Raw genomic sequence first — 19,558 nt, forward strand, 5'->3', positions numbered from 1 at the left:
TATTGTGGGTTTTTTCATCGGTTGGGTCTTTTGGTTGGGATTTTGCCACAAATGCGTCAAAAACTGCTATAATAGATAATTTGTTGTCGTTTTGTTTATTCATCACCCAAGCGAAGTAGTGTAATTTGATAAGATGAGATTAGCCGTCATTGGAGTCAATCACAAGACCGCCCCTGTCGAACTTCGTGAGAAGTTGTCATTTGGGGTGGATTTGCCACATGCCATCGATGAACTCAAAGCCTTGACGGACGGCTCAGTCATTGTCTCAACTTGTAATCGCAGTGAGATTTATGTCAAATTACCTGATGATCTAGATGGCTCTGATGTCGCTACCAATTCCGCTAGGATACAGCCTGTTGGGCTGAGTGAGTCTGTACAGAAAATTCGTGCATGGCTGGCGGATTTTAAGGGGTTGGCGTTAGATGAAATAGCACCATTTTTGTATATTTATGAAGATGACCGAGCGTTGAATCATTGGCTGCGTGTGGCAGCGGGTCTTGACTCAATGATTTTGGGAGAGCCGCAGATTTTAGGGCAGATTCGTCAAGCGGTGGCGATTTCTCGTGAGCGTGGTGCTATGGGGTGTGGTTTTGACTGGCTGACCCAGCAAGTTTTTGCCGCTGCTAGGGTGGTGCGTCGTGATACCAAAGTCGGTGCTCAAGCGGTAACGCTGGGCTTTGCGACTGCCAAACTGGTTACACAAATCTTTGAAGATCCATACCGATTGACTTTCATGTTGGTGGCAGCAGGCGAGATGAATCGTTTGGTTGCTCATAATGTGGCGGCACTTGGTGTGGGACGAATCATCATCGCCAATCGTAGCCGTGAGCGTGCCGAATCTCTAGCGGCTGAGTTGACGGATATGTCAAAAAATGCCAATCGTGTGGTGCAAATTGAGTTGGTGCCATTGGAGGAGTTGGATGGATATTTATCGCAAGCTGATGTGGTAAGTAGTTGTAGTGGTAGCATGAACGCACTCATCACATGCGATATGGTCAAATCCGCCCTAAAGATGCGCCGCCATCGTCCGATTTTGATGGTTGATTTGGCGGTGCCAAGAGATGTTGAGCCGTCAGTGGGTGATTTTGATGATGTGTATCTGTACTCTGTTGATGATTTGCAGCATGTCATCGCAGGCAATCTGGAGGAACGCAAACAAGCAGCGGTAGAAGCAGAGCTTTTGGTCAGTCAGTTGGTGCTTGATATTGAACATCAGATGCAGGTACAAACTGCACGCACGCAGATTATTAATTATCGGCAAGCTGCTGAAATTCATAAGAACCGACTCTTAGCAACCGCATTGTATCGTTTATCCCAAGGTGATTCTGCTGCAGAAGTGATGACTGAATTTGCCAGAGTCTTAACACAGACGCTAACGCACGCACCATCAAAACTGATTCGCCACACTGCTCAGACTGCACAGCCAGAAGTGCTTGACATGATAACAAATACGCTAAACCATGCTTATCGGAAGTAGATTTTTAGCCATGTTGCCATGTGGTAATCAGCATGTCATTCTTAAGCCGTCTTTGCCCATAAAAAACCCCTTTGAGAACATCAAAAGGGTTTTTTGATATGGTGAATTACCAGCCTTTGACAACACCGTCTTTAAATTGTTTTTTTGCTTCGGCTTCAACTTCGTCCGTCTGATATGCTTTGACGAAATTTTGAATGGCTGGTGAATCTTTGTTGTCGCTACGAGCAACGATGATATTCACATAGGGCGACTCTTTAGATTCGACGAATATTCCGTCTTTTGCGCTCAGACCCGCTTGACCTGCGTAGTTATTATTAACGACCGCCAAGTCCACATCATCTAATGCACGAGCGGCGACCGAGGTGTCTACTTCTTTGATGATGAGATTTTTTGGATTTTCGACAATGTCAAGCGAAGTGGATAGCAGATTTTTATTGTCTTTTAACTTGATTAATCCTTGATTTTCAAGCAAAATCAATGCACGAGCCAGATTTGATGGGTCATTTGGCACAGCGATGGTGGCACCATCTTTTAGCTCATCAAGGCTTTTGATTTTCTTAGAATAACCAGCCAGTGGGTAGACGAAAGTGTTGCCAACGATGACCAAATTGTCAAGATGCTTTTTGGCAATCTCTTCATCAAGATAAGGCTTGTGTTGCATGGCATTGGCATCTAAGTCGCCTTTAGATACTGCTTCGTTGGGCAGAGCGTAGTCATTAAATTCAACATATTCAACGGTCAGACCGTATTTTTCCTTAGCGACTTTTGCGGCCACTTCTGCCACAGCATGCTCAGGCCCACTCATCACACCCACTTTGATGGTTTGGGCGATGTTGTCGGTGTCGGCAGGAGCGGTAACTTGCTCAGCTTTTTTGTCAGCACTGCACCCAGCTAAGGCAATGCCAGACGCCAATACACACAGACCGAAAAATTTATTTAATTTCATAAGAATGCCTTTTAGGATAGATGAATGGATTAACCAGCAAATACAAAAATGTCATAAGACTGTAACATTTTTATATATTAAACCATAAAGCATGCGTCAATTCAATATGGCAAAGTTGTTATTTTTGGGAATTTCATATGCCAAATAAGCATATCAACTCTTGATCAAATTAGCGATGATCGGTGTATGTGGCAATCATATCCCCTGCTTTTTGACAGATCATCACGATGGCCACAATGATGATGGTTGCGATCCACTTGACATAGGTCATGCCACGATGTTCGCCGTAGCTGATGGCAAGATTGCCAAGTCCACCACCACCAACCACGCCAGCCATCGCTGAATAGCCGATGAGCGTAACCAAAGTGAGTGTGATGGCATTAATGATCATGGGTAGGCTCTCTGGCAGGTAGTATTTACTCACCACTTGCCAGTTGGTTGCCCCCATGGACTTGGCAGCTTCTGTCAGACCTGTGGGGATTTCCATTAAGGCGTTAGCGGTCAAGCGGGCGACAAAAGGGGTTGCTGCGACACTCAAAGGCACGATGGCGGCTGTCGTACCGAGGGTTGTGCCGACAAGCAGGCGAGTAACGGGCATTAAAATGATGAGCAAAATGATGAAAGGAATGGAGCGACCGATATTGATGATGGCATCTAAGACTTTAAATAAGATGGCATTTTCTACAATGCGCCCTTTGCCACTTAAAAACGCCAAAAATCCAAACGGCACACCACAAATGACGGCAATTGCTGTCGCTGCCAGACCCATGTAGATGGTCTCATAAGTGGATTGAGCGACCATTTGCCACATTCTAGGGTGCATTTCTGTCATAAAATCAGTAAGAATCTTATCCCACATGCCCTAAAACCTCCAAAGTAACACCATGTGCTGCCAAAAATTCATTGGCTTGTATGATGGCAGTATCATCGCCAATGATCTCTGCAATGGTAAAACCAAACTTGATGCCCCCCAAATAATCCATTTGCGAGGTTAAGATGCTAAATTCCACACCAAATTGCTTGCTTGCTTGTGAAAATAAGGGTGAATCTACCGAACTTCCTGTAAATTCGTATTTGATGACAGGGTGGGTCAGGTGGGTGGCTGTGGGTTTTAGCGTGGCCAAAAATTCATCAGGCAAGCCGATGTCAAAAGTTGAGTTGATGAAAGTCTTGGCAAGGTCGGTTTGCGGATTGGCAAAAATATCGCTTACCTTGCCTTGTTCAATCAGCACACCGTCATGAATGATGGCAACTTTATCACAAATGCGTTTGACCACATCCATTTCGTGCGTGATGAGTAAGATGGTGATGCCAAGAGTTTTATTGATCTGTTTTAAAAGTGTTAAAATGGACTGTGTGGTGGCAGGATCTAAAGCACTGGTGGCTTCATCACACAGTAGGACTTTTGGGTCGCAAGCCAAAGCTCTGGCGATGGCAACCCGCTGTTTTTGTCCACCTGAAAGGTTGGCAGGGTAGACATCATGCTTATCACTCAATCCAACCAATTTGGTCAGCTCACTGACTTTTTGTTTGATGATGGTTTTGGATTTGCCTGACAATTCAAGTGGTAAAGCAATGTTGTCAAAGACTGTGCGAGAATGCAACAGATTAAAATGCTGAAAGATCATTCCGATTGATCGGCGTGCTATGATGAGCTTTTGTTGAGATAGGGCGGTCAGTTCAACACCATCAACAGTTACCGTGCCTGTGGTTGGGGTTTCTAATAAATTAACGCAGCGAATAAGTGTGGACTTACCCGCCCCTGATGAGCCAATGATGCCGAATATTTCACCTTGATTGACCGTTAAGTCGGTCGGCTTTATGGCGGTCAATGCCACCATTTCACCGTCTTTTTGTGTATGAAATACTTTGCTAACTTGGTGTAGCTGTATCATGGGTGTGATCGTCATAAGGCGTCTGTCCTATTGAGGCATGGCTGATTTCGTCTTGGAAAAATCATCTCAAACACTTCGTTATAGACGACAGAAAGTCGTGTTGGCCGTTCAAGACAGCCATGCCTTTTATGATTGTTACCCAAAACTTTGACTTTTAAATATTATAACAAACTTGGCATGAATAAAGTAGCCAAGAAATGCCTTTGTTGATTTGATGGCTTAAGACGACTGCTCTGGCTGGTAAGCTTTGACAAATTCGTCTATTTGCGTGCATAAAATCTCCCACAGTCTTACTTGAGCGTGTAGGCTGCCCCAAGCATTGTGTGGTGTGAAAAATACTCGTGGGTGATTTTTTAGTGTCAGTAGGGGTTCTTTGGCATCGAAAGGTTCAGATTCAAAGACATCTGAGCCATAGCCTAAAATCTGCCCACTGTTAATGGCGGTAACGATGGCTTGACTGTCCACCACGCCACCACGAGCAACATTGATGATGATGGGTTTTTTACCCATTGCTGCGATGGTTTCATCATTGATCAGGTGGGTGGTATCATCAGTTAAAGGGCAGTGTAGGCTGATGATGTCTGAGTTTGCCAACACTTCATAAAAGTCCGTACGGCTGTCGTCTCTTGGTTGTTTATTGCGATGTTCGGCATACAGCACATTCATACCAAAAGCGGTGGCGATGCGACCAACGCTACGACCAATGTTACCTGCACCTATGATGCCCAAGGTTTTGCCTGATAAATCAAAAATTGGCTCATCAATTAGGCAAAATCGTCCATCGTCTTGCCATGTGCCATCAGTCGCCTTTTGATGATAAAACAAACCTGCTCGCATGATGGTGAGTATGAGCATGAAAGTATGCTCTGGCACACTGACCGTAGAGTAGCCTGCGACATTTTTCCAGGCTACTTGATGCGTTTGGCAAGCTTTGGTGTCAATATTATTGATGCCTGTGGCGGTAACATGAATGAGTTTTAGCTTTGGAAGGCGTGCGATGACATCAGCACTCATCTCAACTTTATTGGTGATGACGATGTCGGCATCTTGACAGCGTTCAATGATTGTTTTGGCATCATTGGGGGTGTTGTCATGTTTGATGTAGTCGGTGATGCTTGCTGGTAAAGATAAGTCGGTTTGGGCAGAAAAAGTATTGGTGTCTAAAAATACAGCTTTCATGAATGATATTCCAATCAAATAATTTTAGGGCGATTTGTCCGTCGTGCATCCATACATTGGGCGACATTCGGCGATTGAACGACACACCAAAAAGCCAGCAAATGCCTTTTTGAGTCTGTTTTTTTGATGCTTGTCGTTTTTTTTAGTGTATCACACACTGATGCTGGGTTGGAATAAAATTCAGCGACTTTTTGTGGCACCAACGCAAGCATTCATGCCTGACTGGGTTTTTGAACGGCATCATAGGAACAGAAAAGTTCGATATGTTGAGTGAGTATGGCTTAAAAATGCGAAAACTGATGATAAATTTTACTTTTTTTAGTAAAATAAAGGGTTTTAAAACGCAATCACTACAAAACCCTAATTAGATAAATAAAGAGTATTTTATGAGTCAATTTGCCATTGGTCAACGCTACTTATCAGATTCTGAGAGCAATCTTGGGCTTGGGGTAATCATTGATGTGGATGAGCGGACGGTTTCGGTGCTGTTCCCGCATTCTGAAGAAACGCGTGTTTATGCCAAAGCATCTGCGTTGCTGTCTCGTGTGGTATTTTTTGAAGGCGATGTCATCACTGACCAAGAAGGCAATCAGCACACGGTGGCTCGCTGTGAAAATCTGGGCGGCGTGATGCGTTATCACCTGACTTGTGGCAAGTCACTCATGGAAACTCGTCTGGCGGCGAACATTACCTTGGCCAAGCCTTTGGAGCGTCTGTTGGCTGGGCGTATCGAACATGGTGAGTGGTATGACTTGCGTCAAGACGCATTGCGATTAAAAGCCATGCTGTCTCGTCATCCTTTAAGGGGTTTGATGGGTGCTAGGGTTGACATCATCAGTCATCAATTATACATCGCCCATGAAGTTGGTAAGCGTCTTTCTCCTCGTGTGCTATTGGCTGATGAAGTGGGGCTGGGAAAAACCATTGAGGCCAGTCTCATCATTCACCAGCAAATCATCACAGGTAAGGCTGATCGTGTGCTCATCTTAGTGCCTGATAGTTTGCAATATCAATGGATGATTGAGTTAAAACGCCGATTTAATCTGGATTTTTCTATTTTTGACTTGGTTCGTACGGCATCTATTAAAGAGCATAATCCTGACCAAAATGTTTTTGCTACCGAGCAATACATCATTGCAGGCATCGAACTTTTGCTGGATCATCATGATTTGTATGAGCAAGCATTCGCTGCGGGTTTTGATTTGTTGGTGGTTGATGAGGCGCATCATTTGCAATGGGACGAGGAGCAAGGGGGTAATGACAAATACAACCTTGTGGCAGATTTTGCAGCACAGACTGAAGGTGTTTTGTTGCTGACCGCAACGCCAGAACAGCTGGGTATTGAGAGTCATTTTGCTCGTCTAAGACTGCTTGACCCCCATCGTTTTGGTGATTTAGAAGAGTTTATTGCCGCTCAAGAGGCGTTTAGCGATGTGGCAGCTGTGGCGACTTTACTGATAGAGGGTAAGACTTTATCTGATAAGCAAATCACTGCCATTGCTGGCTTGCTTGGGTTTGGTGTGGAGCAGGTGGCTGACATTAACGATAATGACAAGCTTCGTACGCACATCATTAATGAATTGCTGGATCGACATGGGACGGGTCGTGTGTTATTTCGCAACACTCGTGATAGTGTGCAAGGATTCCATGGTAGAACCAGCATTCCTTATCAATTACCTTTACCGACAGCTTGGCAAGGTACTCACTACACACACGGTAAGTTGCGTGAACAACTTTGGGGTGAAGAGAATTATCCAGATGGCTCTTGGTTGGAATCCGACCCTCGTGTTAAATGGCTCATTGAGTTACTAAAAGAATCATTGCGTCATAAAAAAGTCCTTCTCATCGCCAGAAGTGGAGCGACGGCTGAGAGTCTTGAGGCGGTATTGAGACTGCATGCGGGCATACGCACAGCCATTTTTACCGAACAGATGAGTCTTTTGGAGCGAGACCAAGCAGCGGCATATTTTGCTGATGTCAATGGGGCTCAGATATTGCTATGTAGTGAGATTGGCTCAGAGGGGCGTAATTTTCAGTTTGCACAGGATTTGGTATTGTTTGATTTACCAGCCAATCCTGACACGCTTGAGCAGCGTATTGGTCGGCTTGATCGCATAGGGCAGGTGGCCAAAATTCGTCTGCATGTGCCTTTTGTGATGGGAACGGCACAGGAGCGGCTATACCATTGGTATGATGGCGCACTGAACATCTTTAACCAAATCAGCCCAACCGCCCAATCGGTACAAGAACACTTCATCACCCAATTAAAGCCGTTACTAGAATCGCAAGACAGCGAAGAAAATCGTGAAGCACTGGCACAGCTGATTGCACAAGGTGCCATGCTAAGAGCTGAGTTGGAAGAGGAATTGCAGGCAGGGCGAGACAGGTTGCTTGAATATAATTCTTGTCGCCCTAATGTGGTTGGTCGAATCACACAAGCGATGATGGAGCTTGATAATGATAAGCTACTGCCGTTATTTTTAGATCGCTATTTTGAGGCGGTGAATATCGATTATAGCATTCAGCGTGATCACTCATGGATTGTGCACCCCATTGATGCCCAGGAGGTGAATATTGAAGGGATTGAGTCTTTACCATTTAGTGAAGATGGCATGACTTTGACTTTTAACCGTAAGCAGGCATTGGTTCGTGAAGACATGGATTACATGACTTATGAACACCCACTGATCACCAGTATTTTAGACATGATTGTGTCAGGAACATTTGGCAACACTCAGGTCGCCATTTTAAAGTCCGCCGCCATGCCGCAGGGCATGCTGTTGATTGAGACTCATTTCCGCATTGAAGCGATTTGTCCAAAACACTTTAATCTGTCAGCCTATTTGCCACAGCAAGTCTTACGAGTGTTTTTGACTGAAAGAGGTGATGACTTGACCAAAGTTGCCACCAGTGAAAAAATACTGCCACTCATCGAACGCTTAGACAAAGCAAAAGCCAGACAAGTCATCAAGGCTCGTGCGTCCGTGATCGAAAAACAAGCAGCTCATGCAAAAGAGTTGGCCTGTGCTCAGCTTGAGCAAATCAGCCGTGAGGCAATCATTCAATACAGTGAGTATTTGAATAAGGAGATTGGTCGTTTAAGACGCTTGCGAGCAATCAATCCTAATGTCCGAAATGAGGAAATCAATGCACTTGAAAAAATGTTGGATCAGGGGGTGGAGGCACTGTCTGCTCTGTCATTAGTGCCTGATAGCATTCGTGTGCTGGTGTGTGTCAAACCATCGTAATGCTTTCATGGTGTTTTGATTGGTGTCTTGATGCTAGAAATTAACAAAACTGGCAATCTGATGAGTCGATGCTGCAAATGACGATGACATGCGGTGTTTTACGGATTTGCCATTGGTAAATATTAACAAGGAATGATCAATGTCGTTTGCTCAGGTTTTGACACGCTCGGTGGTAGGATTGCACGCACCAGCAGTAACGGTAGAAGTGCATTTGTCCCAAGGTATGCCAGCTTTGACGATAGTTGGGCTGCCTGAGGCAGCGGTGCGAGAGAGTAAAGATAGAGTGCGTTCGGCACTGATAAATAGTGGGTTTGACTTTCCTAGCCGCAGACTCACCATCAATCTTGCTCCTGCGGATTTGCCAAAAGATGGTTCTCGCCTTGATTTGCCGATTGCAATCGGAATTTTGGCCGCCAGCGGTCAAGTAGACGATCGAGTCCTTGATGGATTTGAGTTCATTGGTGAGCTTGCTCTAAACGGTGAGTTGCGTCCCACGGCTGGTGCATTGTCTGTTGCTTTGGCAATGAAAAACTCTCCACAAAAACGAACACTCATCGTTCCAAAGGCGAATGCTGAAGAGGCGGCTCGAGTATTGGGAGTTGCTGTGCTTGGTGCGGACAATTTGCAGGCGGTATGCCGTCATTTGGATGTGGTGAGTGGCGTGAGTCAAAATCAGTCAGATGTCATCTTGCCTACTGTAAGAACCATCACTCAAGCCCAAATGAATGGTTATCCAGACTTATCCGATATCAAAGGTCAACACCATGCACGCCGTGCTTTGGAGATTGCAGCAGCAGGTGGACATTCGTTGTTGTTTAAAGGTCCACCTGGTTCTGGCAAAACCTTAATGTCAAGCCGATTGCCAAGCATTCTGCCATCTTTGACAGACGAAGAGGCTTTGGAAGTGGCAAGTATCTACTCGGTGGCGGGCATGGAGTATGATTATGGCATTCGTCCATTCCGCCAAGTGCATCATACGGTGTCTGGCGTGGCACTGGTCGGTGGGGGTTCTCGCCCAAAACCTGGAGAGATTTCTTTGGCGCATAAGGGCGTGCTGTTTTTGGATGAGTTGCCAGAGTTTGATAAAAAAGTCATTGAGGTGTTGCGTCAACCAATCGAATCCAAACAAATCATCATCAGTCGTGCAAGCAGTCAGGTAACCTTTCCAGCAGATTTCCAACTCATCGCCGCAATGAATCCTTGTCCGTGCGGTTACCATGGCGATGGCACGAACCGTTGCCATTGCAAAAATGAGCAAGTGCGTCGTTATCAAGACCGACTCTCAGGACCGCTTCTTGATCGCATTGATTTGCATATTCATGTGCCAGCTTTACCGCTGGATGATTTACAAAATGCTCCTTGTGGTGAGTCGTCTGCCAATGTCCGCATCCGTGTGGCTAAAGCTCGTGATGTTGCTTTAAAGCGTCAAGGAAAATCCAATAATGAGCTTAGTCCAGGCGATATCGACCGTCTAATTCGACTTGGAGATGATGAAAAAAATCTCATCAAGGCAGCCCAATCTCGTCTTAATTTGTCTGCTCGTAGCTATCATAGAATTTTAAAGGTGGCTCGTACGATTGCAGATTTGGCAGAAGCAGATGACATCGGTACGGTACATGTGGCAGAGGCATTGAGTTATCGAGGCTAAATGCAGTGATTTGGCGTCATTTCCTAAACTGATTTGTGAGGTGATTGACCAAACTTTCAAAGTCATCAAAGACCGCATCAGGATTGCTTTGGCTGATGTGCTTGCCGTAATTATAACCATAGGTGAGGCCCAGTGTGGTCATGCCTGCATTTTTACCCGCCATGACATCATTTTGTGAATCACCCACCATGACGGTGTGCGCCACATCCATGTCAAGTGTTTGGCAGATGTGCAACAAGGGCATGCCACTTGGTTTTTTGACAGGCAGACTGTCTCCGCCTAAGATGCAGGCAAATTTATCTTCCCATCCCATGCGTTGAATGATGTCTGGTAGAAACTGTGTTGGTTTATTGGTGCATAAAGCAAGCAGAAAGCCTTGTTTCAATAGCTGTTCTAGCCCAGCTGTCACACCTGGGTACTGTCGTGTGTCATCATGAGTGTTGGCATAATGATTTAGAAAGATTGCATGAGCCTCATCAAGCATGTCTGCGGATAAATTTGCCCATGCTAACGCTCGCTTGATGAGTGCCTGCGAACCATTACCCACCCAATTTCGTATGTCATTCGTGCTTGCATTTGGTGCATTTAGGGTTGTCAAGGTTGCATTGACTGCTGTTGCTAAATCTGGCAAGCTGTCAATGAGGGTGCCATCAAGATCAAAAATGATGAGGGATTTCTTTGTTAAAACAGTCATGGTTTTTTAATCATGCCTTGATTTTTAAAATAAATACTTGAGGTATTGTAGCATAAATTGATTAAATAAAAATCTAAGTTGGCTGTCTGATGCCATCCGTATGACACTCTGCTTATTTGATTGACCGTTCGCATCATATGGAATTGATACGAATGATGGTGTTTGATAGCGTGTTGAACATCTTTAAAAAATGCGTAACAAACAATCGCCAAAAGTGGCAAATGTTGTTGAGCAACAGAGAATCTTTGCAAAACTTTACACTTTAATCCATAAACAAGCACAGTTTTTAAGAAATATTTTGTTACTATGATACCAACACAAAGAGCAGTATGAATTGTTCTTTGGTTAAAACACAACAAATGGCGACTCAACCGCCTTTTTAGGAGAAAAATCATGAAAACTCTAAGTAAAGCAATTTTGGCATTGGGTGCTTCATCAGTCCTAGCAATGAGTGCAAACGCGGCCATCACTTATGGCTCATCATCACAAGGTCAGCCTTATGTTGGTGTCAAACTTGGTCAAATAAATGCTGATGGTCTGCCAAGCAAAGCAACTTCGTACGGTGTGTACGGTGGCTATAACTTCGATCAAAACATCGGTGCACAAGTGGAATATGTGGGTTCTGAAACCAAAGGCTATACCAAAGGCTTAAATAACTACGAGTACGATGCAAAAACTTATGGCGTGTATGGTACTTATCGTTACCATTTTAATAACACACCAGTTTATGCCAAGGGTAAACTGGGCATTGCAAAAACCAAGGTGAAAAACAAGGGTCTAAGTGTCAACAGCATCTCTGTATCTGACAAGACTGGTTTGGCAGGCGGTGTGGCAGTAGGCTTTAATGCCACCACAAATGTCGGTCTTGAAGCAGGATATGACTACTTAGGTTCAGACGCTTCTATGTGGGGTGTGAGTGCTCATCTAAAATTCTAATTCAGTACGAAAAAAAACAGCCATCAATTGATGGCTGTTTTTTTATTTTAACAATCAAATGTCCAAATATTCAAGGTTTCAAAACATCATTTGCGATCGGGCAGGCTGATACTCATCTCTAACATGTCAATGTCATCTTCATGATGATGATTGATGTTCACATCGCTGATTTGTACACCATTGACATAGTTATTGACTACCTGCAAAATCTCTCGTTTCATTTGTTCGATACGCTCAGCAGTCAAGCGATTATTAAGTCTGTCAGAGCTGGCAACGATGACTTTCAGACGGTCCTTGGCGATGTCGGCACTGCTTGGCGTGTCGTTACCACCGAATAATGATGCCCAAAATCCTTTTTTCATCTCAACCTCCGAACAATCTTGTAAAGAAGCCTTTTTTTCTCACTTCCAGATGGCGAAGTGGTCGCTCTTCACCTAAAAATCTTGCCACGATGTCTTCATAGCATTGCCCTGCGGCAGATTCTGGATAGTGAATGACAGGCTGACCATGGTTGGATGCTTCTAGCACCGCATTACTCTCTGGAATCACACCAATCAAAGGCACGCGTAGAATTTCATTGGCGATGGTGTCAATGTCCATCATCTCACCTTGGGCGGCACGCTCTGGATTATAGCGAGTGATGACGAGATGCTCTTTGACGCTACTGCCTTCTTGAGCTCGCTTGGTGCGAGATTGTAAAATGCCGATGATGCGGTCGGAGTCGCGTACGCTTGATACTTCTGGATTGGTAACAATGAGTGCTTCATCAGCATGATACATGGCAAGTTGAGCACCACGCTCAATTCCAGCTGGGCTGTCGCAGATGATGTAGTCAAAGCCCAAATCCTCTGAAAGTTCTTTCATGACTGCGGCCACACCCTCATCAGTCAGAGCATCTTTATCACGGGTCTGTGAAGCTGGTAAAATGTACAGGTTGTCAAGTTGTTTGTCTTTTACCAAAGCTTGGGTTAATTTGGCGTTGCCATTGATGATATCAACAAAGTCGTACACAATGCGATTTTCACAACCCATGATGAGATCAAGATTGCGCAAGCCCACATCAAAATCAATGATGACGGTTTTATGACCATGTTTGGCAAGACCCGCACCGAATGATGCACTGGTGGTGGTTTTACCAACACCACCTTTACCTGAAGTTACTACGATGATTTTCGCCACAACGGCACTCCTTAATGCAATAAAAGTTCACTTACCAAGCAGACCCATGGTAAATGTAAATATTCATGACGGCAATTGGACACACAAGGCATCTTCGCTGTCATTATGAGAATGCGACAACATGTATTGATGACATCAATGACATTTGTCAATCTTAAGATGAAATAACGCCAACCATTTAACTGTTGATTAAAGAAAAGACCAGTCCTTTAACCTCATCATAGCTGACTTGCACGGCTTGATCAATCATCTGACTTGGAATGTCTTCACGCAAGCAATAAGTCCCTGCTACTGACACCAAAGTCGGATTGAATTTTTGGCAAAAAATGCGTGCATGCTTATCGCCAGTCGCACCAGCCACCAAGCGACCCAAACCATGACTGTAAATATGCAAGCTATTGTCTGTGATGACCTCAGCCCCATGATTGACCCCGCCAACAACTGTCAAATCACCACCAAAATGGTGAATGCTTTGTCCTGAACGCACCATTTGGGTGTGTATGCTGGATGTGATGGGTGATGTGTCAGTCTGTTGAGCCTGTTGAATTGGTTGCTCAATGCTGTCTGTTTTTGGTGCTAAACGCTCAATGCGTTTGCCATCAGCAGGAAAGATTGCCAAGCGTAACTGTTTGGCTTGTGCATTTAAGATGCCGTCAATCACGCCGATTGGCTGTATGCCGATTGACCACATAAAATCAATGAGTGTGTCTAACGCAAGCATGGATTTACTGTCAATGACTACAGGAATGCCAGTCGTCGCTTTATTGCTATTAACCAGCTCACCCAGTGCTGTTTGAATGTCGCTCATGCTGTCTGAAAGAATTTTGATGCGACTAAATGCCAGCATTTTACCAGATAACTGAATGGGTTTACTCATAATCATCAACCATAAACAAAAATGTCAAAATACCAATGCAGATGCTCAACAGATGTTCATCAATCAAGGAGTTAAATTGTAGCATTTTTTTCATCATGAAAAAACAATAAACTCCATTAATTCATGCGGTTTTTATGTTCTTTGTTGTTACCATGCCATCAGTGGTGTTCGGATACCGCCACTTTGATTTGCTCGGTATGTTTCCATTGCTGGGCTTTGATTTGCTGTTCAAAAGCGTCGAGTGCATCTTCGGTGATGTTGGCTACCAATTGTTGTAGGGCGGGGCGGTTGATGTCAATGCTGGCGATGCCATGGGCAATCTGCATCATCAAGCCGTCCAATGTCTCTTGGTCAAAAAGATGAGCATTGACCGATGTGGCGACATTGACTCCGATGCGCTTACCAATCGTGGTGATTTGGTTTTCTATGAGAGATCCTGCCACAGGAATGAGCTTTAAGTATTTGCCAATCTCTGGCGTGTCAATGAGTGCCTGTTCTACGGCAATGCCAATGTCTTTAGATAGCTGTTCGCCAGCGGCATGATTAAAGGCATTTTGCAATCTTGGTGTCAGCTCGCTACGCAACAACTCTAAAACCGCTTGTTCAATTGCAGGGCGGTTTTTGTTGAGTGTGTCTTGTATGAGTTTGTCATGTTTTTTTGAGCGTTTGATCTGTGTGCGTATGTTATCTGTGGCTGTTAAAATGACACGATCAGAAAGCTCTTCTAGCAGCACGCCATAGTAAAATTTCCCTGAATTAATCCATCGTTTTGGAATGATTTTGATTCCGACTTTATGTAGGCGTTTGATGATGATGCCGGCACGCAACAATCTGAGTGCACGCAGAGCAGGAAAGCACGCCAAGGTCTCATACCAATGCATAAAAGGAAAAAAGAACCAGCGGTGATAGGTGTGATTGACAATCGCAAGTACCCAGCGAGTGGTCAATTCTGCCACCCAAAATAGTGTGAATGCACCGCTGATGGTCGCCACTGCCGTGTGATGCTGGGTGTGATAGACTGCTAAAATATCATCTGCCCCAAGCCATGCGGAGACATATCCAGTCATCGTACTCATCATTACGCCATCGATGAACATCAGTAATAAGTCTATGATCAGCAAACCAAGCATGATGATGTCGTAGATGATTTTTGGGCGGTTGGGCTTGTCGTCATGATCGCCACCATATAGCGGTACGACATCATCAGGGATTTCGTGTGCTTGAGGAATGCTTAGGTTTTTTGGTTGTGAGGTGTGTTGCATTGATGATGCCTATGATGGGTATGTTGAAAATCTGCCAGCATTTCATTGATGCGTGCATCTTTGTCCAGCCAAATGTCGTCAAGCCATTTAAAAAACTCGGCTTTAATATCAGCATTATGATCATATTCGCCATTTTTAAGTGCGTCAAATAAGCTTGGGTTTGGTTCAATGTGGCGAATGTCCACACCAAGTCGTGTCAGTTTTCCTTGCCACAGATCGCCATACTCAGGTATGCCATCAGGATAGACAAGCGTCATGTCTAAAATGCCATCAATCTTCTCGCCAAGACTGCTGATGGCAAGTGCCAAACCGCCTGCTTTTGGTTTGAGTAGGTGGTGGTAGGGGGATTGTTGTTTGGCGTGCTTGGCAGGCGTGAAACGAGTACCTTCTAAGTAATTGAGTAACACAAAAGGCTTGTTGGCAAGCAACTCACAAGCACGGCGTGCTTCTGCGATGTCGCGATGAGCCAGTGCTGGATTTTTTGCAATTTGTTCCTTGCTGTGACGCTTCATCATTGGAAAATCTAAAAAATAAAAAGCTTGACCCACAACAGGAATATATAGCAACTCATGTTTGGCAAAAAAGCGTGTGATGGGTAAAATGCCTTCGCTGACATATTGAATGATGCTGGTGTCCACCCATGATTGATGATTGCAGATGAGCAGATATTTGCCATCGGATTTAAGGTTGTTGGGTAAGCTGATACGCCAATCTTTCTTGGGTAGAATGGCGTCAATCATGAAGTTGTTTGAACGAATCCAATAGTCAGCCATACTGACAATGGCATCATCGGCGACTTTTGATTTGCCAAAAACCTTTGCAAGCCCTGCAGCATAGATTGGCACAGACAGCCCCAAGCTGTTGGCCGCAATGCCGCCTGTGCTGACGACAAAAGACAGCTTACGAGCCAAATTGGGCGTTGTGTCGTGCAATTTTTGAAAAAATGGTAGGGTCTTACGCTTGGTCTTAATCATGGGTTATCCTATAAATCATTGTGCCTGATTGGGTTGGTTTGTGCGGTCATCATGCGTTAAGTCATTAAATTGAGCATTAAAATCAGTGTACAAATAAAAACTGTTGTTTATTTTACCAAATTTTTATCACAAATCAGCAAGATTTCACCATAAATTTGTGTAAAAGCGATTGCTTGAAAATTTTTGATACAATATTAATGAGTAATCTTTTTAATGATTAAAGTTTCGGCCATGGTGAATGGAGGTGCAATCAGGTCCATTGATGGCTGTGATCATATCAGACTAAGCTGTCATTGTCTGCCATGAGGTGGAGGCTGTGTGATGATCATTAAAATCTAACCGATGAGATACACACTTACAACAGACAAGAATTTTTTTTGGTTCATAATATGTCAAATTCATGTTGTGCAGGCTTTTAAGCTTTGCAGAGATCACATCATTTAGCAACAACCTAGGAGTTTGTCATGAGTAAATTAAATCTATTGGCTGTATCAGCATTGGCGTCTAGTATGGTTATCTCTGGCTGTGCAAGTACTGGCAATTATAACGATGATGCCACCAAAAAAGCTGGCTTGGGGGCATTGGCAGGTGCTTTGGGTGCTGCTGCCATTTCTAAAGCTACTGGCGGTGAGAAAACTGGTCGTGATGCTGCCATTGGTGCGGTGCTAGGGGCAGGCGTTGGTGCATACATGAGTAAGCAAGAAGCCAAACTAAAACAGCAGACCGCTGGCACTGGCATTGAGGTTACCCGCGATCCTGTTACCAATAACATCAATCTTGCCATTCCAGAAGCCATTACCTTTGATAAGGGGCAGTACGCCATCAAGCCATCATCTTATGGTACTTTAAATCAAGTGGCAAGAACCTTGAATGAGTACAATCAAACTCAAGTCATCGTCAACGGATACGCTTCAATTGAAGGCAATGCGGCATTTAACCAAACACTCTCATTAGACCGTGCAGATGCTGTGGCTCGCCATTTGATCAATCAAGGGGTTTCTGCCACTCGCATCAGTTCACTGGGTCATGGGGCAACCACGAAATTCGGCATGGCTTATGAGCCTAACCGTCGTGTGGAGATTGCCATCATCGCACCAAAAAGTGTTGGTTAATAAACCACCATACCCACCTCACTGCCCTTAAATCCGCTTGATTTGGTGCGTTTTGGGTAGATTAATGCACTAAAAAACTCAAATGTCAATCATCATGGCATTTGAGTTTTTTATCTGATGGACAAGCTTATCCAATCATAAATTATCCAAATATTTTTCGGCATCTAAGGCGGCCATGCACCCTGTGCCAGCAGAAGTGATGGCTTGGCGATAAATGTGATCGGCGACATCGCCTGCGGCAAAAACACCCTCGACACTTGTGGCTGTGGCATTACCGTTTAGACCGCTATTAACGACAATGTAGCCATCTTTCATGGTCAGTTGACCGTTGAATATGCCAGTGTTTGGCGTATGACCGATGGCAACAAACATGCCCATGGCATCAAGAACTTTGCTACTGCCATCAGTATTTTCAATCACAACGCCAGTGACGCCCATGTCATCTCCAACCACTTCTTTGACTGTGCTGTTCCATTCAATAGAGATGTTGCCACTTTTTACTTTTTCAAACAGCTGATCTTGCATGATTTTTTCGGCACGCAAAACATCACGACGGTGGATTAGTGTGACATGTTTTGCAATGTTAGATAAATACAGTGCTTCTTCGACTGCGGTGTTGCCACCGCCAATCACTACGACTTGTTGATTTTTGTAGAAAAATCCATCGCAAGTTGCACATGCAGATACACCTTTGCCCATGAATTTGGCTTCACTTTCCAAGCCTAGGTATTGAGCAGTTGCTCCTGTGGCGATGATGAGAGCATCACAAGTGTAATTGCCGTCATCGCCAGTGAGTTTGAATGGGCGACTGCCTAAGTCCACGGCATTGATGTGATCATAGATGAACTGCGTGCCGAAGCGTTCAGCGTGTTCTTTCATCTCTTCGACAAGTGCCGTACCAGTCAGACCATGGCGACCACCTGGCCAGTTATCAATTTCGGTGGTGGTGGTCAGCTGCCCACCTACGGTCAACCCTGTGATGATGACGGGGTTTAGATTGGCACGAGCAGCATAGACGGCAGCAGAATATCCTGCTGGTCCAGAGCCTAAAATGATGAGTTTGTGGTGAGTCATGGGGAGTTCCAAGTGAATAAATTTGATCTAGTATAGGGCAAATACGCCGAAAATTGCAAGACCATTGCGTGAAAATATCGGTTTTGACAATAGGAGTTTTGCCCAAGAATCATTAGCGTATGAAATTTTTGCAAATCTTGATTAAAAACTTTGCGGCGTCATACTGTTATCCTATATAATGTAGAGCTTTTCATTCATTGTTCATACAACCCATCAACCATCATGAAATTATTACAGTACGATTTTGTCAATCGAATGCTTGGCCATCTGCCTACCATCAAACGCTTATTTTTTAGCGTGATTGGAGGGGTGTTCTTTGTCTTTTTGTTCATCGCTTTATTTTCTTATGATCCGATGGATTCTGCTTGGTCGCACATGAGCAGCCGCCAAAGCATGACGAATGTTGGCGGTCGTTTGGGGGCATGGACAGCAGATATTTTTCGATCATTGTTTGGGATTGGTGCTTGGTTTTTGGTGGCGGTGCTTGGTTATGAGTTGGTGCGTTCATGGCAGATGTCTAAAAGCGTGTTTTGGCCATTGAGACTGATTGCCTATGCCTTTTTATTGTTGTGCATCAGTGCGATGCTTGCATATTTGGGTGTGTGGTGGTCAGCTGATCCAGTAATTTTTGGTGGCATGCTTGGGTATGAACTGATGATGGCGTTGGTGGGCATGCTGGGCGTGGCGTTGTCAGTGGGATTTTTGACACTGTTTGGGTTTGTCATAGCGACCTTAACTTTTGATATTCGCTGGTCTGGACTATGGCGAAAATCTAAGCATGCCATGGTATGTGTGTCAGATGGCGAAAAGCAGGAGATGGACAATCACGAGGAATGTCATGATGAAAGCAGTCTTGGCAAACACCTCCCAAAGACGCCTGTTTATCCATCACATAATCACGAAGGGGCGTTAGAGAGTTTTTTGGTTAATTCAGGATTGCGTGATGATCTGATTGCTAAAAAACATGATGAACAACACGAGCAACACAACACAAAGACCGCTGATATTAATCAGGTCATGGAGGTGTTGTGGGCAGATAAGGACACTCTAGAGGCAT

The 19,558-nt window shown here is 44.5% G+C and carries 17 protein-coding genes and 1 pseudogene; 6 read left to right on the forward strand and 12 right to left on the reverse strand.

Translation table 11 applies throughout. The features are described from left to right. The first annotated feature begins 133 nt into the window (after positions 1–133). Positions 134–1,477: a glutamyl-tRNA reductase gene (gene hemA, locus M2R47_RS03045; RefSeq protein WP_249098760.1), complete on the forward strand. Its 1,344-nt coding sequence runs from the start codon at positions 134–136 to the stop codon at positions 1,475–1,477. 106 nt (positions 1,478–1,583) lie between these two features. Here the strand turns inward: hemA and M2R47_RS03050 are convergent, their stop codons facing one another. From M2R47_RS03050 to M2R47_RS03065, 4 genes are all read right to left on the reverse strand, one after another. After that, positions 1,584–2,423: a MetQ/NlpA family lipoprotein gene (locus tag M2R47_RS03050; RefSeq protein WP_249098764.1), complete on the reverse strand. Its 840-nt coding sequence runs from the start codon at positions 2,421–2,423 to the stop codon at positions 1,584–1,586. A 169-nt stretch (positions 2,424–2,592) separates the two neighbouring features. Next, positions 2,593–3,282 carry a methionine ABC transporter permease gene (locus M2R47_RS03055; protein WP_249098767.1) on the reverse strand — a complete coding sequence of 230 codons (690 nt, stop codon included), beginning with the start codon at positions 3,280–3,282 and terminating at the stop codon, positions 2,593–2,595. After that, positions 3,272–4,333, reverse strand: coding sequence for a methionine ABC transporter ATP-binding protein MetN (gene metN / locus M2R47_RS03060; protein WP_283162899.1), 1,062 nt, complete (start codon positions 4,331–4,333; stop codon positions 3,272–3,274). The genes M2R47_RS03055 and metN overlap by 11 nt, the downstream gene beginning before the upstream one ends. 204 nt (positions 4,334–4,537) lie before the next feature. After that, positions 4,538–5,497, reverse strand: coding sequence for a D-2-hydroxyacid dehydrogenase (locus M2R47_RS03065; protein ID WP_249098770.1), 960 nt, complete (start codon positions 5,495–5,497; stop codon positions 4,538–4,540). A gap of 386 nt (positions 5,498–5,883) precedes the next feature. Here M2R47_RS03065 and rapA point away from each other — a divergent pair, with 386 nt between their 5' ends. Further along, a complete protein-coding gene (gene rapA / locus M2R47_RS03070; protein ID WP_249098773.1) occupies positions 5,884–8,745 on the forward strand; it encodes an RNA polymerase-associated protein RapA in 2,862 nt (953 codons plus the stop codon). Positions 8,746–8,884: 139 nt separating this feature from the next. Further along, on the forward strand, positions 8,885–10,393 hold the full coding sequence (locus tag M2R47_RS03075; protein WP_249098777.1) for a YifB family Mg chelatase-like AAA ATPase: 1,509 nt from the start codon (positions 8,885–8,887) through the stop codon (positions 10,391–10,393). A gap of 16 nt (positions 10,394–10,409) precedes the next feature. Here M2R47_RS03075 and M2R47_RS03080 read toward each other — a convergent pair whose 3' ends face one another. Together M2R47_RS03080 and M2R47_RS03085 are read right to left on the reverse strand one after the other, a co-directional pair. Further along, entirely contained in the window at positions 10,410–11,087 is a 678-nt protein-coding gene (locus M2R47_RS03080; protein ID WP_249098780.1) for a phosphoglycolate phosphatase, read from the reverse strand. Continuing rightward, positions 11,084–11,482, reverse strand: a complete 399-nt coding sequence (locus M2R47_RS03085; protein ID WP_249098783.1) for a hypothetical protein — start codon at positions 11,480–11,482, stop codon at positions 11,084–11,086. The genes M2R47_RS03080 and M2R47_RS03085 overlap by 4 nt, the downstream gene beginning before the upstream one ends. Between M2R47_RS03085 and M2R47_RS03090 the strand changes: the two genes are divergently transcribed. Next, complete coding sequence (locus tag M2R47_RS03090; RefSeq protein WP_249098786.1) at positions 11,481–12,023, forward strand: porin family protein; 543 nt, start codon at positions 11,481–11,483, stop codon at positions 12,021–12,023. The genes M2R47_RS03085 and M2R47_RS03090 overlap by 2 nt on opposite strands. Positions 12,024–12,109: 86 nt before the next feature. Here the strand turns inward: M2R47_RS03090 and minE are convergent, their stop codons facing one another. The 5 genes from minE to M2R47_RS03115 form a co-directional block, all read right to left on the reverse strand. Beyond that, the gene (gene minE, locus M2R47_RS03095) at positions 12,110–12,385 is read right to left on the reverse strand and encodes a cell division topological specificity factor MinE (protein WP_249098790.1); all 276 of its coding nucleotides are present in this window, start codon (positions 12,383–12,385) and stop codon (positions 12,110–12,112) included. A gap of 1 nt (position 12,386) precedes the next feature. Beyond that, positions 12,387–13,202 (reverse strand): septum site-determining protein MinD, encoded by an 816-nt coding sequence (minD, locus tag M2R47_RS03100; protein WP_249098794.1) that lies wholly within the window; start codon positions 13,200–13,202, stop codon positions 12,387–12,389. Between the two features lie 178 nt (positions 13,203–13,380). Beyond that, positions 13,381–14,079 (reverse strand): septum site-determining protein MinC, encoded by a 699-nt coding sequence (gene minC, locus M2R47_RS03105; protein WP_249098797.1) that lies wholly within the window; start codon positions 14,077–14,079, stop codon positions 13,381–13,383. 158 nt (positions 14,080–14,237) lie between these two features. After that, positions 14,238–15,341, reverse strand: coding sequence for a hypothetical protein (locus tag M2R47_RS03110; RefSeq protein ID WP_249098800.1), 1,104 nt, complete (start codon positions 15,339–15,341; stop codon positions 14,238–14,240). Next, positions 15,311–16,315, reverse strand: a complete 1,005-nt coding sequence (locus tag M2R47_RS03115) for an acyltransferase (RefSeq protein ID WP_249098804.1) — start codon at positions 16,313–16,315, stop codon at positions 15,311–15,313. Before M2R47_RS03115 ends, M2R47_RS03110 begins: the two co-directional genes overlap by 31 nt. Before the next feature lie 464 nt (positions 16,316–16,779). Between M2R47_RS03115 and M2R47_RS03120 the strand changes: the two genes are divergently transcribed. Beyond that, positions 16,780–17,427: an OmpA family protein gene (locus M2R47_RS03120; RefSeq protein WP_249098807.1), complete on the forward strand. Its 648-nt coding sequence runs from the start codon at positions 16,780–16,782 to the stop codon at positions 17,425–17,427. A gap of 135 nt (positions 17,428–17,562) precedes the next feature. On the opposite strand, the gene trxB is transcribed toward M2R47_RS03120, so the two are convergent. Next, the gene (trxB, locus tag M2R47_RS03125; protein ID WP_249098810.1) at positions 17,563–18,501 is read right to left on the reverse strand and encodes a thioredoxin-disulfide reductase; all 939 of its coding nucleotides are present in this window, start codon (positions 18,499–18,501) and stop codon (positions 17,563–17,565) included. A 255-nt stretch (positions 18,502–18,756) separates the two neighbouring features. Between trxB and M2R47_RS09625 the strand changes: the two are divergent. After that, a pseudogene (locus M2R47_RS09625) lies at positions 18,757–19,257 on the forward strand (DNA translocase FtsK 4TM domain-containing protein); the annotation flags it as partial. Positions 19,258–19,558 lie beyond the last annotated feature (301 nt).

Source organism: Moraxella oculi (assembly GCF_023336735.1).
Lineage (GTDB): Bacteria > Pseudomonadota > Gammaproteobacteria > Pseudomonadales > Moraxellaceae > Moraxella > Moraxella oculi.

Excerpts from the sequence above, each read along its gene's own strand:
- hemA (WP_249098760.1), top strand. The coding sequence starts at position 134 with ATGAGATTAGCCGTCATTGGAGTCAATCACAAGACCGCCCCTGTCGAA.
- M2R47_RS03050 (WP_249098764.1), bottom strand. The coding sequence starts at position 2,423 with ATGAAATTAAATAAATTTTTCGGTCTGTGTGTATTGGCGTCTGGCATT.
- M2R47_RS03055 (WP_249098767.1), bottom strand. The coding sequence starts at position 3,282 with ATGTGGGATAAGATTCTTACTGATTTTATGACAGAAATGCACCCTAGA.
- metN (WP_283162899.1), bottom strand. The coding sequence starts at position 4,333 with ATGACGATCACACCCATGATACAGCTACACCAAGTTAGCAAAGTATTT.
- M2R47_RS03065 (WP_249098770.1), bottom strand. The coding sequence starts at position 5,497 with ATGAAAGCTGTATTTTTAGACACCAATACTTTTTCTGCCCAAACCGAC.
- rapA (WP_249098773.1), top strand. The coding sequence starts at position 5,884 with ATGAGTCAATTTGCCATTGGTCAACGCTACTTATCAGATTCTGAGAGC.
- M2R47_RS03075 (WP_249098777.1), top strand. The coding sequence starts at position 8,885 with ATGTCGTTTGCTCAGGTTTTGACACGCTCGGTGGTAGGATTGCACGCA.
- M2R47_RS03080 (WP_249098780.1), bottom strand. The coding sequence starts at position 11,087 with ATGACTGTTTTAACAAAGAAATCCCTCATCATTTTTGATCTTGATGGC.
- M2R47_RS03090 (WP_249098786.1), top strand. The coding sequence starts at position 11,481 with ATGAAAACTCTAAGTAAAGCAATTTTGGCATTGGGTGCTTCATCAGTC.
- M2R47_RS03085 (WP_249098783.1), bottom strand. The coding sequence starts at position 11,482 with ATGATTTTTCTCCTAAAAAGGCGGTTGAGTCGCCATTTGTTGTGTTTT.
- minE (WP_249098790.1), bottom strand. The coding sequence starts at position 12,385 with ATGAAAAAAGGATTTTGGGCATCATTATTCGGTGGTAACGACACGCCA.
- minC (WP_249098797.1), bottom strand. The coding sequence starts at position 14,079 with ATGAGTAAACCCATTCAGTTATCTGGTAAAATGCTGGCATTTAGTCGC.
- M2R47_RS03110 (WP_249098800.1), bottom strand. The coding sequence starts at position 15,341 with ATGCAACACACCTCACAACCAAAAAACCTAAGCATTCCTCAAGCACAC.
- M2R47_RS03115 (WP_249098804.1), bottom strand. The coding sequence starts at position 16,315 with ATGATTAAGACCAAGCGTAAGACCCTACCATTTTTTCAAAAATTGCAC.
- M2R47_RS03120 (WP_249098807.1), top strand. The coding sequence starts at position 16,780 with ATGAGTAAATTAAATCTATTGGCTGTATCAGCATTGGCGTCTAGTATG.
- trxB (WP_249098810.1), bottom strand. The coding sequence starts at position 18,501 with ATGACTCACCACAAACTCATCATTTTAGGCTCTGGACCAGCAGGATAT.